A 14,076-nucleotide genomic window follows, 5' to 3' on the forward strand; every position below is an offset into this window, starting at 1 on the left:
GGTCAGACGGCCACCGGCTTCCGCATCAACCCAAATATCGAAACGTCGATCCCGGTGCGGTAAAGCGCCGTCAACCATAGCGAAACCGACCATAGCGAGATGGCGACGAAGGCCGAGATCGCCGCGCCCATGAGGCCATGAGCGGGCACCAGGGCATTGTTGCCGATAACCAGCGCCAAGATTCCCAGCACCACCGACGGAAGGCTGTCCCAGGGCCGGTCCCGCATCGAAAGCACCAGCGAAGCCGGTCCGAACGCGGCGCGGACGACCAGTCCCAGGCACAGGATCGCCACCGGCAGAGCGCCGTCGGCGAATTCGGGCCCGAACAGCATCAGCACATAGCGTCCGAAAACCAGAACGCCCGCGAACAGCGCCAGGGCCAATCCCGTCGCCACCAGATTGGCCTCGCCAACCCGCCGGCCATAGGCGCTTTTGTCGGCATCGCGTTCGGCGTCGAACATATTGGGTAGCGTCAGGGAATAAACGGCGACGACGCCAAAAGCGGCCAGCGCGAAAATCCGCGTCGATACCCCGAATATCGCCAGATCGGTCCGGTCGAGCAGCCCCGCAAGCAGTATCAGGTTGATGTCGAAGAAATAGTCCGAGGCCAGCGTGATCAGCACCCAGGGCGCCGCAAACCGCCACCAGCGCCTTGGCTCGCTGGCACGCACCGTATCGGCCGCCGGTACCGCCGCCACCGCACGCTGCACCCAGAAGCACTGGACGAGAAACAACCCAAGCAGCAGCACGGAAAGCAGCCAGAGCATGCGTCCCATGTCGGGCACCGGGCTCAGCAGCGCCACCGCGCCGAAGGCCGCAAGCGTCAGCCCCGGCCGGAAGATCATGTCGGGCAGGTATCCGGCCATGGGCTGTTTGAGCCCCACCAGCACCATTGTGCTCACATAGGTGATGGCCGTCGCTATTCCGATCAGTGCGGTGGGAATCCAGAGCGGTCGCAAATGCTCGCCTGCCTCTCCAAGCAGGAATGTGAGAGGCCAGCCCAGGCTGAGCAACGCGACCCCGCCAAGCGCCATCTGCCAGTATGATCGCCCCACGAATCGCCGCAGATGTGCTCCTTCACCGCGTGAACCGTATTCGGCGGAAAAATATGTCCCCACCGTCTGGAAGCCCAACGGCAGCACAACGGCGATCAGGTTGGCCGCAGCGATGACCAGCAGAAAATCACCGAGCGATTGCGCTCCCCAGGCGCGCGAGATTGCCGCCTGGACGATAAAGACGAACCCCGCGCCGAAGATGCGAAGGCCAAAGATCAGCACCGATTTCGATGCCAGCTTGCGGGTAACCGACATGCCGCTCACGCCTTGACGCCGCGTTTGAAACGCCGCTGCAGGTCCAGCCGCGCTGCCAGCACCGCATCGCGGCTGCGCGTGAGGATTTCGCGCCCCTTGTACGCCGCCGTCCCCATCGCATAGGCGCGCCAATGGGTGGCGTGGTTCATCACCGGCGGCAGCGGGCTGATATGCCCCGCCTCGCCCACCATGCCGCTCTTGAACTGATGCAATCCGGCAAATCCGTCTGTGCCGCCAAGATCGTAGAGCTTGGCCCGGCTATTGTCCCGCAGCCAGCGGATGATGTGCCAATGCAGGAAATACCCCGCCCGCAGGTCCAGCGCCGCATCATCGGTGGCGCCATAAAGGTAGCAAGCGGTGTCGCCGGCGGTGAAGATCACTGCGCCGGCCACTGTCTTTTCCCCGTGCCGGACAAAGAACAGCTCCGGCCGCGCCGTCCCCTCCGGCATCGCCATCAATCCCTCGACCGTCGCGATGCCGGAAAAATCGGGAAACAGCTTGCGCTCGCTCATCGCCTGATAAAGCGCCATGAAGCGCTCCACCTCATGAGGAGCGGCCGTCTCGAAATCGAGCCCGGCCTTGAGCGACTTACGCAAATTGTAGCGCCATTTCTGCCCGAACGCGGCCATGCGCGTGTCATCGTCGAGCGTCACGTCCACCACATAGCGCAGCGGATATTTGACGCCCACGCCCGGCCTGAACCCGCGCTCCGCCAACATCGCAGCTACGCGATTGTCCTCGCTGGCCTCCACCTTGGGCATGATCGAAACCATCATCCCGCGCCGATCCACATATTCGGCAACGAGCGTGTCGATAATCCACGCCATTCTGCCTTCGGCGGCACCAGCCCGGTTATCCGCCAGGAAGGGCCCCCACTTGACCAGCGCGATCGTCGCCAGCCCCAACGGCAGCCGCTGCAGCATCACCAACGCGCCGCCCAGCGCGCGTCCCCCCTGGGAAAACAGCACAGGCTCGAGCGCCACGCCTGGCCAACGCAGCCGCGCATAGGCGAAGAGCTGCTCCTGGCAAACCCCGTCGAAACCGGCAATGGCACGGTCCCATTCCTCGCCGTCGAGGACGCGATAGTCCAGGATATCCGCGCGCTCATCCACCACCGTGCGGGGGGCAACAAAGGGGGGCTGGCTGGTCAACGACATCGGCATCACCGCTGCTACGGACTGAGGACGTATGGGCATTCATTGCGTTACCGTACCTCGCCACCACCTGCCGAACCGTTTCCGCAATAACTGCAAAACCGCTCAACTGCCCAAGTGGTAAAGGAACGCTTATGCTCCCGCCACGTCATCGCAGTGTCATCACGCGACCCTAGTGAATCGCCCGACGCTTCCCTTGCATCCACCGCCAGCAGGATCAGCCCGTGCCAAGCTTCTCGCTCGATCGCCGCCAAGCCCTCATGCTCATGAGCTCGACGGCTCTCCTTCCTCTCGTCCGTCCCGCTTTCGCGCAGGAGAACGCACCGATCCGGCTGATCATCCTCTCAGATCTTCACTCCGCCTATGAGGTCTCCGCCCAGCTTCTGGCTGCGGTCGCCGCTGAGGTCGAGGCGAGCCAAGGCCCGGTTGCCATCCTCATCAACGGCGACGTGTTCGAACTCGGAAATGTGGTTGCGGTACGATCGGGCGGTGTCATCGACTGGGCCTTGCTCGAGGCGCTGGGCCGTCTCGCGCCCACGGTTCTCAACATCGGTAATCACGAACCCGATCTCGACAACGACCTAGCCCATTTCATCTCCAAGGCAGAGCAGCGCGGCGTCACCGTTATCTCCAACATCCTCGACTCCCGCACCGGCGAGGCCTACGCCCCTGCCGCTCTGAGCCTCACCCTGGGTGGAATGCAGATTTCAATCGTCGGGTTGGGTACTGCGGCCATCAACACCTATCCTGCCGCGACGCGCGAGATGATCGAAGTGCCCGATCCCGTTCAATGGGCTGGCGAGCATCTTATCAATCTGCTCGATCCCTCCGGCGCCCGGGTCGTGCTCAGCCATGCCGGCATCACTGCCGACCGCGATATGCTGCCCCTGCTCCCGGCGGGTACGCTGTTGGTCGGCGGGCACGACCATGTGGTTCTCGACCACAGCGAAGGCGCCACCCGCTACCTGCACACCGGCTCGTGGTCCAGTCTCATGACGGTGGTGGATATCGATGCCTCCGGCCCGCTGGCCGTCGAGCGTCGACCGATCGCCGCCACGGGCCAGGCCGACGCAGACCTCGCCGCGCTGATCGCCAGCACTATGGAAGAGCACCTGACCGCCGAGGAACGCGCTGTCATCGGCAGCAGCCAAGCCGCGCAATCGCTTGCCGACAGCGCCCGCTTCGTCGCCGCGACCCTGGCAAGTGCCGCCGGCGCCGATATCGGTTTCATCGGCCACACCACTTTTGGCACTGGTTTTCCCGAAGGCGAGGTCACCCGCTACGCTTTCGATTCCATCGTCAGGTTTGACGGCACCCTCAAGACCGCCGAAATCAGCCGCGAAACGCTCGAGGAAATCCTGGGCCGCGTGAACCAGGACGGCGACATCCCCCTTGCCCGGCGCACAGGCGATTTCCTCTACGGCGCTCCGACCGACCTGCCGGAAAAGGACACCTACCTCATTGCCGCCAACGACTGGTCTGCAACCAACCAGAAGAACTATTTCGGCCGGGAAGACCTTGTTTTCGTCGATGTCCCCGACCTTAGGGTCAAATCAGTGGTCATCGACGCGCTTTGATGCATCCCGCGCGCCAGCCCGATGAGATGAACGGATGGAACACAATGTTCAATCCGTTCGTCGCGGAACAGTAACTGCCCCGCGAAGCGCGCATCTCTGGCCATCGATTCTTTAGAGGTTTTTGGTGGGTGTACAAGGACTCGAACCTTGGACCCGCTGATTAAGAGTCAGCTGCTCTACCAACTGAGCTATACACCCAAACCATCGGGCGGCGCGCTCAGCGCACCGCCGAAGTTCGGCCTCTCTATCAAACGCGTTTCGCCCTGTCCACCCGTCCAACGAGATTTTTCTGGGTTCTAAGGAAACGGATTGGCGCTGGTTCCCAGAAACGCCTGCTCGCCCCACAATTGATTGATGCGGATGTCGCGCCCGCACCCGACGCGATAGGCCTCGTAGTGAACCGGGTTGGTGACGTGGAAGTTCTGGTGGTAATCCTCGGCCGCGTAAAAAGGCGCCGCGTCCTTGATCTCGGTAACGATGGTCAGTCCGGTCTTCTCGGCCAATGTGGCCTTGCTCGCTTCGGCTGTCTGACGCTGCTCCTCATCGAGCGCAAAGATCGCCGTACGGTAGCTTTCGCCGCGATCGCAGAACTGCCCGCCCGCATCGGTCGGGTCCGTGGTGTGCCAGAAAACCGTCAACAGTTGCGCAAAGCTCACCACGTCCGGATCGTATTCGATCTCGACCACTTCATAATGACCGGTATCCTCATAGACGACCTGCTCGTAGCTTGGGTTTTCCACATGCCCGCCGGCAAAGCCCGACGTCGTGGCGGTGACCCCTTCGACCTTGTCGAAATTGGATTCAACGCTCCAGAAGCACCCGCCGGCGAAAAGCGCCGTATCGGCGAAAGCCGGCGCACCGGCGAAAAGGCTCAAGCCGGCAAGGCCGAAAGCAATCAAAGTCCCGCGCATGGGCAATCTCCTCTCCAGGGTAGACAGACTGGGCCCCGCTCAAGGCGCCGGCAAGTCAATCCGTCGTGAGGCCAGAGGTCGCAATGCTCTGGCAACCATTAATCCCAAATATGATGCGCCAATCGGTTCGGTTACAGTATATCTTCCGTAAGTGATCGACCTAGCGAGCCCAATACGATGACAAGCTTGGTATCCCCGGGTGACAGAGTGCCCGGATCATGGAGCTTGCAACGCCTTGCGCTCGCCACCGCCTATTGGTTGCGCCCGCCGAGAGCGCGCTATGTGCCGTTTCTGGTCTGGAACCTCATCCGCGACAGGGTCGCCCCAACGCCCTCAATCCCTGACCCCGCCAGCATCCGCGACCTTCCACCGGGCTTTGCAGGCGTTGCCCACGACCTTTCCACGCCCACCGTGCTGGCGGCCATGGCGCGCGGTTTTTATCCGCAAGGCCATTGGGGCTCGATGAAATGGTGGTCCCCTCCCCAGCGGGCCGTCATGGATTTGAAGCACGTCCACATCGCCAAGCGCTTCCGCCGCACCATGCGCGGCACCGATATGCGCGTCGCCTTCGATACCGATTTTGCCGGCGTTCTGGACGGATGCGCGGCCCCGCGCGAGGCTTCCCGCCTGCACCTCACCTGGATTACGCCTCAGGCGAAGGCGCTCTATAGCCGCCTCCATTCCGAAGGCCATGCCCATTCGGTCGAAATTTACGACGCGGACGGCACACTCGTTGGTGGTCTGTTCGGGGTGGCGGTCGGCCCGGTCTTTTCCGCGCTGTCGATGTTCCACACTGCCGACAACGCGTCAAAATTCGCCATCGTCAGCCTCTACCATCATCTGGCAAGCGCCGGCTTTACCGCCGTCGACCATCAGATCATGTCGCCATGGGTCCAAGCGTTGGGCGGCACGATCCTGCCGCGGGCCGAGTATGCAGCGCTCCTGAACAGCCCCGACATCTCCACGCTGGGCAATGGCTCATGGACCGCCAAATTCTCGCTCGCCGAAACGGCGGCGTGGGAGCCGGCGCAGCCGAGCCCCTCCAATGAAAAGAGCCGCTGACTCTTAATCAGCGGCTCGATCTCCATGCCTATCCCGCCAAGGCGCCCTGTGCCGGCGCGCCGCGTTCGACGAGCAGGCGGTTGTACGCGTTGAGATAGGCGCGCGCCGAAGCCACCAGCGTGTCGGGCTCCGTCGCATTGCCCGAGGCGATCCGCCCGTTCATCTCCAGCCGCACATGCGCGTTGGCCTGCGCATCCGTGCCGCCGGTGACGCCGTCGACGGCATAGAGCACTAGATGCGGATCGGCATCGACGGCCGCCTTGATGGCATTAAAGATCGCGTCCACCGAACCGGTACCGTCAAACGCTACCTCGACCGGCCTCCCGTCGACCGCAACCTTGAGCTCGCAGCGATGCACCCCACCCGTCTTGGAGGTGACGCTCATATCGACCAGTTTGATCCGATCGGCGCCCGAACCCATCTCGTCGTCCACCAGCGCGACGATGTCATCATCATAGACGTGCTTCTTGCGGTCCGCCAAATCCTTGAAGCGCTGGAACGCCTCCTGGAACTGGTTGTCGGCCAGCTCGTACCCCAGATCCTTGAGCTTTTCCTTGAAGGCGTGGCGGCCGGAATGCTTGCCCATCACCAGCGATGTGGATTTGATCCCCACGCTTTCGGGCGTCATGATCTCATAGGTCAAAGCGTTCTTGAGCATGCCGTCCTGGTGGATGCCGCTCTCATGGGCGAACGCGTTCTTGCCAACGATGGCCTTGTTGTACTGCACCGGGAAATTGGCCGCCGCCGACACCACTTTGGAAGCCCGCGAAAGCGCGGTGGATTCGATATTGGTGTGGAACGGCAGCGCATCGACCCGAGTCTTGAGCGCCATCACGATTTCTTCGAGCGCCGCATTGCCCGCGCGCTCGCCGATGCCGTTGATCGTGCATTCCACCTGCCGCGCCCCGGCCCGCACGCCAGCCAGCGAATTGGCCACCGCCATGCCAAGATCGTTGTGGCAATGGGTTGAAAAGATCGCCTGATCCGAATTGGGAACCATCTCGATCAGATCCTTGATCAGGCGGTAGTAATCCTCGGGCGTCGAGTAGCCGACAGTATCGGGAATGTTGATCGTCGTCGCGCCGGCCTTGATCGCCGCCTCGGTGCAGCGGGCGAGGAATTCGATCGGCGTGCGCGTAGCGTCCATGCCCGACCACTCGACATCGTCGATCAGATTGCGAGCCTGGGTCACCGTCTTGGTGACGATTTCAAGCACCTCGTCCTCGGTCTTTTTCATCTGGTGCGCCAGATGGATGGGCGAGGTCGAAACGAACGTATGGATGCGTCCGCGCTTGGCGAACCGCACCGCCTCCCCGGCCCGGTCGATGTCAGCGGGAATGGCGCGGGCCAACCCGGCGATCACCGCATTCTTGGACCGCTTGGCGATGGTTGCGACGGCCTCGAAATCGCCATTGGAGGCGATCGGAAATCCGGCTTCAATGATGTCGACGCCCATGGTGTCGAGGATTTCGGCAACCTGGAGCTTTTCTTCCAGCGTCATGGTCGCGCCGGGGCTCTGCTCGCCATCGCGCAGGGTGGTGTCGAAAATATAGACGCGATCGGTATTGGTGCTCATCTTGGATCTTCCTCTATCGGCCCCTGCGCGAACGTTTGGTGCAGCAGATCTGGGCCGGACAATCAGTTCTGTTCGGCTGTTGTGGCGCTATCCCCTGACGACCCGTCCGCTTCACGTCGAGCGGACTGCCGGTGATCAGGGGCTGATAAGGAGGAGTAGAAGCGCAAGCGAGACCAGCAGCGCCGATCCAATAAGGATACGATCCTGCAAAGCCTTCTGCTTGCTGGCGGCTATGGCAATGGCGCGGTTGATACGACGGCGCATTAGTCCTGCCTGGTTGCGTTCTATTTTTCTATCATGGGCAAAACTGGCGCGCCTTGCAACCCTGTTGGTCGGCTCGGCCTACCCAAAAGTGAAGGCGGCGGAAACGATCACCCCCAAAGCGCAGAGCGCCGCAATCCCGCCAATGCGCTCGATCCGGCCGCCCGCGCCGGTCTGGTCGGCACGCGCGCGGCGGAAATTGCCGCCGGCGGCGCCCAGCATTCCGCTGAGTGCCACGACAAATGCCAGCTTGAGCCAGAACCACGGGCCCAGCCCCACGAAAGCACCGAACCCGCCATATTTGGTGAAGATCATCACAGGGCCGCTGATCCAGTTGAGCCCCAGCCCGATATCGCCCAGAACGATCACCCGCTCGCCAAGCCGGGTGAGCCCCGGACTTCCTTCACCCCGCGCCAGAACGCCTCCGGCGCGCCATAGCACCAAAGTGGCACCCACGATCATTGCCAGCCCGGCCAGATGCGCCGCAAGCAACAGGGAATTGACTATGCCCATGATGTCCTCCCGAGACAGCCCTTGATGAGAGGTGGCTCCTCCATCTGCCGATGTCAACCGCAATGCCTTTAGAGAATCACTCGTCCAGATCGATCACGCCTTCAGCGAAAATGACCGCCGGCCCGCCGATACCCGCATGCTTGAGCACGCCGCCCTCGAGATTGAACTGCACGCCGATTTCGCTCGGCCGCCCCATCTCGCGCCCTTGCCGGACCTTGAGCCCGTGGTGCCCGTCGCCATAACCGCCATACTCCGCAAGAAGCCCGATCAGGGCCGCAGCCGCGGAGCCCGTGGCGGCGTCCTCCCCGCTCCCATGAGCGATGTGGAACATCCGCGCCGCATAGTCATTGCCGCGCTCCTTCGGCGTCGGCGCAAACACATAGACCGAATTACGCTCGCCCGAAAACGTATCCGTCCATCCGCGCCGCTCGAGCTTGATCCTTTCGAGCGCTTTCGCGTCGGCAAGAGGCACCAGATAGAAGGCGTTGCCGGCCGAATACTGCGCCGGCATCATGCCATCGCAGCCGATATCGCTCTCGGACAATCCCAGCCGCGCCGCGACTGCCGCGATATCGGTCAATTCCCCGGTCCGCCCGGGAAGCCTGGGCAGCGCGAACTTGGCCTCGCCGGTCCGCTTGTCGATTTTTTCCATCACGGCAGTGACATTGCCGACGCCCAGCTCCAGCCGCACCGCGCTCAACCGGTTCTGCAACCCCAGCAGCACGGCGGCCCCGACTGTGGGATGGCCGGCAAAGGGCATCTCATTGACAGGGCTGAAAATGCGCAGCGTCGCCGTGTTGCGCTCGACCTTGGGTGCGAGGACGAACACGGTCTCGGAAAGATTGAACTCGGCGGCGATCGCCTGCATCCGCGTGCTCGAAAGCTCGTCGGCCTTGAGCACCACGGCCAGCGGATTGCCGCTCAGCCGGTCGCGGGTGAACACATCGAGCAGGAAATAGGGAAGTTTCATCGCCAGCGTCCTTGATCGGCCAGCCGCCCTGCCTCCCACGGCGCGGCCTCTGGCTGTGTGTCTAAGCCGCTTTTGATAAAGCCCCGTTAAATGGATAGACGCAACACCGATCATGCGGGCGCGAGGCCATGCCCCGCGCCCGGTCGTCTCACTTGCCGAACCGCTCGATCACCTCGGCGAGTTCGACATGCCCCAGGCATGCGCCGCTACCAGTCGCCGCCTCGCCGCTTTCCAGCGCCGTAGCGTATTTGACCGCCGGTTCCGCCTCGATCCGTCCGCGCAGCGCCGCAAGCTTCGGCCATCGGCTCTTGTCGGCGACCTGATGGAAATCGAGCCATCGCGCCACCCCGATCAGCACGCCATCGGCCATGCTGGGGCGATCGCCCACGAGAAACCGGTCATCGCCGACCAGTTCTTCGAGCCTGTCATGCCGCTCGATCACCGCTTGGCTCCCGAATTTTCGGAGCACTGCCTGCACCTGCGGATCGGGCGTTTCCATCTCCAGCGCCGCCCACAGCGGGCCGAACGAACCGGTAAAGCCGGTGTTTATGAACGCCATCATCTGATGCATGCGATCGGCTTGCCCGCTGAGCGGATCGAAGCTCACACGTCTCTCGCTATCGCGCGCTTCGAGCCAGGCGGCAATCGCCATGGTTTCGGTGATGATTTCGCCCTTGTCGGTGACCAATGCCGGCGTTTCCACCCGCTGGTTGAGCCTCCGATAGGCCGGTTCACGCATTTCGCCCATCATATCGACGCGGCAAAGCCGGTGCGGCAAACCCATCCATTCGAGGGTAGCCATCAGCCCCATGGAACTTCCTGCAGGGAAGCCATAAATAAGGATCGGTTCCATGATTGTCTTCTCCGTGATTTCTTTCGATCACGCTGCGCAGCGAGTGCCGGACCCTAGCCGATCGCGGTCCCAAGTAAATTACGCACCTTTTTGTAACCACGAGGCCGACGATGAAAGACCTTGTTTCCCGCTGCCCCATCGAAGAGGTGATGCAGGTCCTGAGCGGCCGCTGGCCCACCCTGCTCATCTATTACCTCAAGGACGGCACCAAGCGCTTCAGTGACCTGCTTCGCGACAATCCCACCATCTCGCACAAGATGCTGACGCTCGAGCTGCGCAAGCTTGAAGACGCCGGCATCGTCCAGCGCACCGAGTTTTCCGGCTATCCCCTGCGGGTGGAATACGATCTCACGCCCGCCGCCCAAAAGCTCGTGCCGCTGATCGACGCCCTGGGCAACTGGTGGGAAGAAACCTCGACCCCTGCCCTCGCTCCAGTCGACTGATAAAACTTAGGCATTGACCTAAGCATTGCCACGCGATAGTTAGGTGCATGCCTAATCATTCGCAGCAACTCGATCTCATGTTCCACGCTCTGGCCGACGGCAATCGCCGCGCGATGATCGATCGGCTGAGCAAATCGGATGCAAAGGTCAGCGACTTTGCCGGCCAGCTCGGCGTTTCGCTGCCCACCGTGCTGCAACATCTTTCCGTCCTCGAGCAAGCGGGCCTCGTCTCCTCGCAAAAGGTCGGGCGGGTGCGCACCTGCACGCTCGACACGCAGGCATTGAGCCGTGCCGAGCAGTGGATCAACGAGCGCCGCAATCTCTGGGGACGGCGCCTGGATGCCTTGGGCGCCCTTCTCGAAACCGACTCTGGGAAACAAGACACATGACACAACGCAACGTCGTTCACGCTACCTTCACCCTTGAACGCACCTACAAAGCCCCTCGCGCCAAGGTCTTTTCGGCCTTTTCCAATATCGAAACCAAGAGCAAGTGGTTCGGAAACGACAACGCCACCATGGAGTTCCGCGTGGGCGGCCGGGAACACAGCCACGGCGTCGTCGACGCGCATGGCCGCGTCCATTCCTTCAGGTTCGACGCCATCTATCTCGATATCATCGAGAACGAACGCATCATCTACGCCTACGACATGGACGCCGACGGCCAGCACATCTCGGCCTCGCTGACCACCATCGAACTCACCGAAGCCGAGGACGGCACGCGCCTGAAGCTCACTGAACAAGGCGCTTTTCTCGACGGCTACGACGATCCGAAAATGCGCGAGATCGGCACCGTCGACCTGCTGGCCGCCCTTGCCAAAGTCGTGGAGGAATAAATGGGTAAGCTCATCGTCTGGAACATCGCAAGCGTCGACGGCTATTTCGAAGGCACCGAGCCGTGGGACCTCTCGATGCACGAAACCGTCTGGGGCGACGAATTGGAAGCCCTCTCCATCGCCCAGCAAGAAGATGCCGAAGGCTTGATCTTCGGACGCAGAACCTATGAGGGCATGGCTGCCCACTGGACCAGGCAAACCGGCACCATCGCCGACGCGATGAACAGCCTTCCCAAATACGTCGTCTCCGACACCCTGACCGAAGCGGACTGGAACAATACGAAGATTATCAGCGGCGACATCGTCTCGGCGATCGCCGATCTCAAACGCGCCGCCACCCGCAATTTCTACGTCTTCGGCAGCGCCGACCTGCTCTCGACCCTGCTCGCAGCCGGCATCGTCGACGAATACCGCCTTGGCATTGCCCCACTGCTGCTCGGCCGCGGCAATCTGCTCTTCAAGCCGTCCGACGAACGAATCGACCTCAAGCTCCTCAAGAGCCAGCCACTCATGAACGGCGGTATCGTTCTCTACTACGGTGTGGAAAACGCATCCGCCTAATCAAAAAAGGCCCGGCAAAAGCCGGCCTTTGACGATGCTCTACCCTCTCGACCTCGTCGTCCTCGGGCTTGACCCGGGGACAACGAAGGGAGGAGACGACAATTGGCTTAGCGGCCCCTAGTTCCGCGACTTGTCCACCAGGGCGCCAGCCTTGATCCACGGCATCATGTCGCGCAGCTTGCCGCCGACTTCCTCGATCTGGTGGCTGTCATTGTTGCGGCGGATGCCCTTGAACCGGGCCGCGCCGGCGCGATATTCCTGCATCCATTCGGAGGTGAACTTGCCCGATTGGATGTCGGCCAGAACCCGCTTCATCTCTGCTTTGGTTTCGCTCGTGATGATGCGCGGACCCGTCACGTACTCGCCCCACTCTGCCGTGTTGGAGATCGAGTAGTTCATGTTGGCGATGCCGCCCTGGTAGATCAGGTCGACGATCAACTTCACTTCGTGCAGGCACTCGAAATAGGCCATTTCCGGCGCATAGCCGGCTTCCACCAGCGTCTCGAACCCGGCACGGATCAACTCGACCAGACCGCCGCAAAGCACGGCCTGCTCACCGAACAGGTCGGTCTCGCACTCTTCCTTGAAGGTCGTCTCGATGATGCCCGAACGCCCGCCGCCGACGCCCGAAGCATAGGCGAGGCCGAGATCATGGGCATTGCCCGTCGCGTCGTGATGGATAGCGATGAGGCACGGCACCCCGCCACCCTTTTCGTATTCGCCACGCACGGTGTGACCGGGGCCCTTGGGCGCGATCATCAGCACGTCGACAGTGTTCTTGGGCTCGATCAGCCCGAAATGGACGTTCAGCCCGTGCGCGAAGGCCAGCGCTGCGCCATCCCGGATATTGGGGGCGATTTCGTCGCGATAGATGTCGGCCTGCAGCTCGTCCGGCGTCGCCATCATCATCATGTCGGCCCAGGCCGCAGCCTCGGCCACGCTCATCACCTTGAGGCCGTCGGCCTCGACTTTCTTGGCGGTCGAGGAGCCCGGCCGCAGGCCGATGGCGATGTCGGTCACGCCGGAATCGCGCAGGTTGAGCGCATGCGCGCGGCCCTGGCTGCCATAGCCGATGATGGCGACCTTCTTGGATTTCAGAAGATTGAGATCGGCATCCCGATCGTAATAAACGCGCATTGGTCTCTCCCTAGCTCGCTTGTCGGTTGGAGCGTTTCCAGCAAAAGTGGTCCCACTTTTGCGGTTCGGAAACGCGACGAAAAAATAGCTGGGGCATGCCGGCGTTGGCGAAACGTTGGCATGCCCCAAAATCACACGCCGAAGAGCGTGAAGAACTGTTCCCGGGCCCGCCGCGCCTGCGCCGCGATCAGCTCTTCGCTCGGCCGCCGCTGCTCGCCCAAAAGCATCCGGATCTGGGTGTCGCGCACCACGAGCCCGAAAAAGGTACGGAATGTCTGGTCGGCATCCTCGAACTCAAGCAGCCCCGCCTCACGCCCGGCTTCGAGCAGCGGAATGCAGCGCTTGGCCATGCCGATCGGCCCGTTCTCGAGCACGATCCGCCCAAGATTGCGTTTTTCCTGCCCTGCGTGGGAAACCGCCAGCCGGTTGAGCGCCACCGAGGTTTCCCCCGTCAACACCGTCAGCCAGTCGCGCCCGAACTTTTCCAGCGCGATCGCCAGCGTGCGCTTTTCCAGCGTCTCGCGATCCACCGGCACCATGCGAACCTTGGAGGCCTGCCATTGCACGGTCGCCGTCAGCAGCCCGTCCCGGTCCCCGAACCATTTATAGAGCGTTTCCTTCGAGCAGCTCGCGCGCCTCGCGACGCCAGTCATCGTGAGCCCATCCCCACCCTCGACCAGAAGGCCCAACGCTGCATCCAGCACGTCCTTCTGCCGGTCTGTCAGGCTTTCTTCGCTGATCGTCAGGGGCGGCGGCGTCACGAACAATACTCTTGGCGATTGGCTCTCAAGACTCTAAAAAGAGGCCGAGCCCCGTTTCCGCGGACCTCGGCTCTTCCTGCTTAGCCGTACCGTACGGTACGGTTCGCCCTTTTTCAAGCCCGATCTGCACATCTTTGCTACCACCACCACCG

The 14,076-nt window shown here is 62.2% G+C and carries 16 protein-coding genes and 1 tRNA gene; 6 read left to right on the top strand and 11 right to left on the bottom strand.

Annotation, left to right across the window (positions count from 1 at the left end; all coding sequences use genetic code 11):
- Nucleotides 1–2: 2 nt before the first annotated feature.
- Nucleotides 3–1,310 (bottom strand): lipopolysaccharide biosynthesis protein, encoded by a 1,308-nt coding sequence (locus NO932_RS12575; protein ID WP_309207657.1) that lies wholly within the window; start codon nucleotides 1,308–1,310, stop codon nucleotides 3–5.
- 5 nt (nucleotides 1,311–1,315) lie between these two features.
- Nucleotides 1,316–2,506, bottom strand: a complete 1,191-nt coding sequence (locus NO932_RS12580; protein ID WP_309207658.1) for a GNAT family N-acetyltransferase — start codon at nucleotides 2,504–2,506, stop codon at nucleotides 1,316–1,318.
- Between the two features lie 182 nt (nucleotides 2,507–2,688).
- Here NO932_RS12580 and NO932_RS12585 point away from each other — a divergent pair, with 182 nt between their 5' ends.
- The gene (locus tag NO932_RS12585) at nucleotides 2,689–4,041 is read left to right on the top strand and encodes a metallophosphoesterase (RefSeq protein ID WP_309207659.1); all 1,353 of its coding nucleotides are present in this window, start codon (nucleotides 2,689–2,691) and stop codon (nucleotides 4,039–4,041) included.
- Nucleotides 4,042–4,163: 122 nt separating this feature from the next.
- On the opposite strand, the gene NO932_RS12590 is transcribed toward NO932_RS12585, so the two are convergent.
- Together NO932_RS12590 and msrA are read right to left on the bottom strand one after the other, a co-directional pair.
- A tRNA-Lys gene (locus tag NO932_RS12590) sits at nucleotides 4,164–4,239 on the bottom strand.
- 98 nt (nucleotides 4,240–4,337) lie between these two features.
- The gene (gene msrA, locus NO932_RS12595) at nucleotides 4,338–4,952 is read right to left on the bottom strand and encodes a peptide-methionine (S)-S-oxide reductase MsrA (RefSeq protein ID WP_309207660.1); all 615 of its coding nucleotides are present in this window, start codon (nucleotides 4,950–4,952) and stop codon (nucleotides 4,338–4,340) included.
- A gap of 225 nt (nucleotides 4,953–5,177) precedes the next feature.
- On the opposite strand from msrA, the gene NO932_RS12600 reads away from it, so the two are divergent.
- Nucleotides 5,178–6,014 (top strand): leucyl/phenylalanyl-tRNA--protein transferase, encoded by an 837-nt coding sequence (locus tag NO932_RS12600; protein ID WP_309207662.1) that lies wholly within the window; start codon nucleotides 5,178–5,180, stop codon nucleotides 6,012–6,014.
- Between the two features lie 28 nt (nucleotides 6,015–6,042).
- Here NO932_RS12600 and NO932_RS12605 read toward each other — a convergent pair whose 3' ends face one another.
- The 5 genes from NO932_RS12605 to NO932_RS12625 form a co-directional block, all read right to left on the bottom strand.
- Nucleotides 6,043–7,590 (bottom strand): 2-isopropylmalate synthase, encoded by a 1,548-nt coding sequence (locus NO932_RS12605; protein ID WP_309160636.1) that lies wholly within the window; start codon nucleotides 7,588–7,590, stop codon nucleotides 6,043–6,045.
- A gap of 135 nt (nucleotides 7,591–7,725) precedes the next feature.
- The gene (locus tag NO932_RS12610) at nucleotides 7,726–7,854 is read right to left on the bottom strand and encodes a hypothetical protein (RefSeq protein WP_309207663.1); all 129 of its coding nucleotides are present in this window, start codon (nucleotides 7,852–7,854) and stop codon (nucleotides 7,726–7,728) included.
- A gap of 78 nt (nucleotides 7,855–7,932) precedes the next feature.
- Nucleotides 7,933–8,364: a hypothetical protein gene (locus NO932_RS12615; protein WP_309207664.1), complete on the bottom strand. Its 432-nt coding sequence runs from the start codon at nucleotides 8,362–8,364 to the stop codon at nucleotides 7,933–7,935.
- 76 nt (nucleotides 8,365–8,440) lie between these two features.
- Nucleotides 8,441–9,334, bottom strand: coding sequence for a PhzF family phenazine biosynthesis protein (locus tag NO932_RS12620; RefSeq protein WP_309207665.1), 894 nt, complete (start codon nucleotides 9,332–9,334; stop codon nucleotides 8,441–8,443).
- A 148-nt stretch (nucleotides 9,335–9,482) separates the two neighbouring features.
- Nucleotides 9,483–10,187: a glutathione S-transferase family protein gene (locus tag NO932_RS12625; RefSeq protein ID WP_309207666.1), complete on the bottom strand. Its 705-nt coding sequence runs from the start codon at nucleotides 10,185–10,187 to the stop codon at nucleotides 9,483–9,485.
- A 110-nt stretch (nucleotides 10,188–10,297) separates the two neighbouring features.
- Between NO932_RS12625 and NO932_RS12630 the strand changes: the two genes are divergently transcribed.
- From NO932_RS12630 to NO932_RS12645, 4 genes are read left to right on the top strand one after another with little or no spacing between them, the layout of a single operon-like run.
- Nucleotides 10,298–10,630 carry a helix-turn-helix domain-containing protein gene (locus tag NO932_RS12630; RefSeq protein WP_309207667.1) on the top strand — a complete coding sequence of 111 codons (333 nt, stop codon included), beginning with the start codon at nucleotides 10,298–10,300 and terminating at the stop codon, nucleotides 10,628–10,630.
- Nucleotides 10,631–10,677: 47 nt separating this feature from the next.
- Nucleotides 10,678–11,019 carry a metalloregulator ArsR/SmtB family transcription factor gene (locus NO932_RS12635; RefSeq protein WP_309207668.1) on the top strand — a complete coding sequence of 114 codons (342 nt, stop codon included), beginning with the start codon at nucleotides 10,678–10,680 and terminating at the stop codon, nucleotides 11,017–11,019.
- Nucleotides 11,016–11,465, top strand: a complete 450-nt coding sequence (locus NO932_RS12640; RefSeq protein ID WP_309207669.1) for an SRPBCC family protein — start codon at nucleotides 11,016–11,018, stop codon at nucleotides 11,463–11,465. Before NO932_RS12635 ends, NO932_RS12640 begins: the two co-directional genes overlap by 4 nt.
- Nucleotides 11,466–12,026: a dihydrofolate reductase family protein gene (locus NO932_RS12645; protein ID WP_309207670.1), complete on the top strand. Its 561-nt coding sequence runs from the start codon at nucleotides 11,466–11,468 to the stop codon at nucleotides 12,024–12,026.
- A 117-nt stretch (nucleotides 12,027–12,143) separates the two neighbouring features.
- On the opposite strand, the gene ilvC is transcribed toward NO932_RS12645, so the two are convergent.
- Nucleotides 12,144–13,163 carry a ketol-acid reductoisomerase gene (ilvC, locus tag NO932_RS12650; protein ID WP_309207671.1) on the bottom strand — a complete coding sequence of 340 codons (1,020 nt, stop codon included), beginning with the start codon at nucleotides 13,161–13,163 and terminating at the stop codon, nucleotides 12,144–12,146.
- A gap of 131 nt (nucleotides 13,164–13,294) precedes the next feature.
- Nucleotides 13,295–13,924, bottom strand: coding sequence for a TetR/AcrR family transcriptional regulator (locus NO932_RS12655; protein WP_309207672.1), 630 nt, complete (start codon nucleotides 13,922–13,924; stop codon nucleotides 13,295–13,297).
- Nucleotides 13,925–14,076 lie beyond the last annotated feature (152 nt).

The sequence above is a fragment of the Pelagibacterium sp. 26DY04 genome (assembly GCF_031202305.1).
Lineage (GTDB): Bacteria > Pseudomonadota > Alphaproteobacteria > Rhizobiales > Devosiaceae > Pelagibacterium.

What these genes read in the sequence shown, in the direction of transcription:
- NO932_RS12605 (WP_309160636.1), bottom strand. Translation starts at nt 7,590, where the DNA reads ATGAGCACCAATACCGATCGCGTCTATATTTTCGACACCACCCTGCGC.
- NO932_RS12575 (WP_309207657.1), bottom strand. Translation starts at nt 1,310, where the DNA reads ATGTCGGTTACCCGCAAGCTGGCATCGAAATCGGTGCTGATCTTTGGC.
- NO932_RS12615 (WP_309207664.1), bottom strand. Translation starts at nt 8,364, where the DNA reads ATGGGCATAGTCAATTCCCTGTTGCTTGCGGCGCATCTGGCCGGGCTG.
- NO932_RS12625 (WP_309207666.1), bottom strand. Translation starts at nt 10,187, where the DNA reads ATGGAACCGATCCTTATTTATGGCTTCCCTGCAGGAAGTTCCATGGGG.
- NO932_RS12640 (WP_309207669.1), top strand. Translation starts at nt 11,016, where the DNA reads ATGACACAACGCAACGTCGTTCACGCTACCTTCACCCTTGAACGCACC.
- NO932_RS12580 (WP_309207658.1), bottom strand. Translation starts at nt 2,506, where the DNA reads ATGCCCATACGTCCTCAGTCCGTAGCAGCGGTGATGCCGATGTCGTTG.
- ilvC (WP_309207671.1), bottom strand. Translation starts at nt 13,163, where the DNA reads ATGCGCGTTTATTACGATCGGGATGCCGATCTCAATCTTCTGAAATCC.
- NO932_RS12645 (WP_309207670.1), top strand. Translation starts at nt 11,466, where the DNA reads ATGGGTAAGCTCATCGTCTGGAACATCGCAAGCGTCGACGGCTATTTC.
- NO932_RS12620 (WP_309207665.1), bottom strand. Translation starts at nt 9,334, where the DNA reads ATGAAACTTCCCTATTTCCTGCTCGATGTGTTCACCCGCGACCGGCTG.
- NO932_RS12630 (WP_309207667.1), top strand. Translation starts at nt 10,298, where the DNA reads ATGAAAGACCTTGTTTCCCGCTGCCCCATCGAAGAGGTGATGCAGGTC.
- NO932_RS12610 (WP_309207663.1), bottom strand. Translation starts at nt 7,854, where the DNA reads ATGCGCCGTCGTATCAACCGCGCCATTGCCATAGCCGCCAGCAAGCAG.
- NO932_RS12635 (WP_309207668.1), top strand. Translation starts at nt 10,678, where the DNA reads ATGCCTAATCATTCGCAGCAACTCGATCTCATGTTCCACGCTCTGGCC.
- msrA (WP_309207660.1), bottom strand. Translation starts at nt 4,952, where the DNA reads ATGCGCGGGACTTTGATTGCTTTCGGCCTTGCCGGCTTGAGCCTTTTC.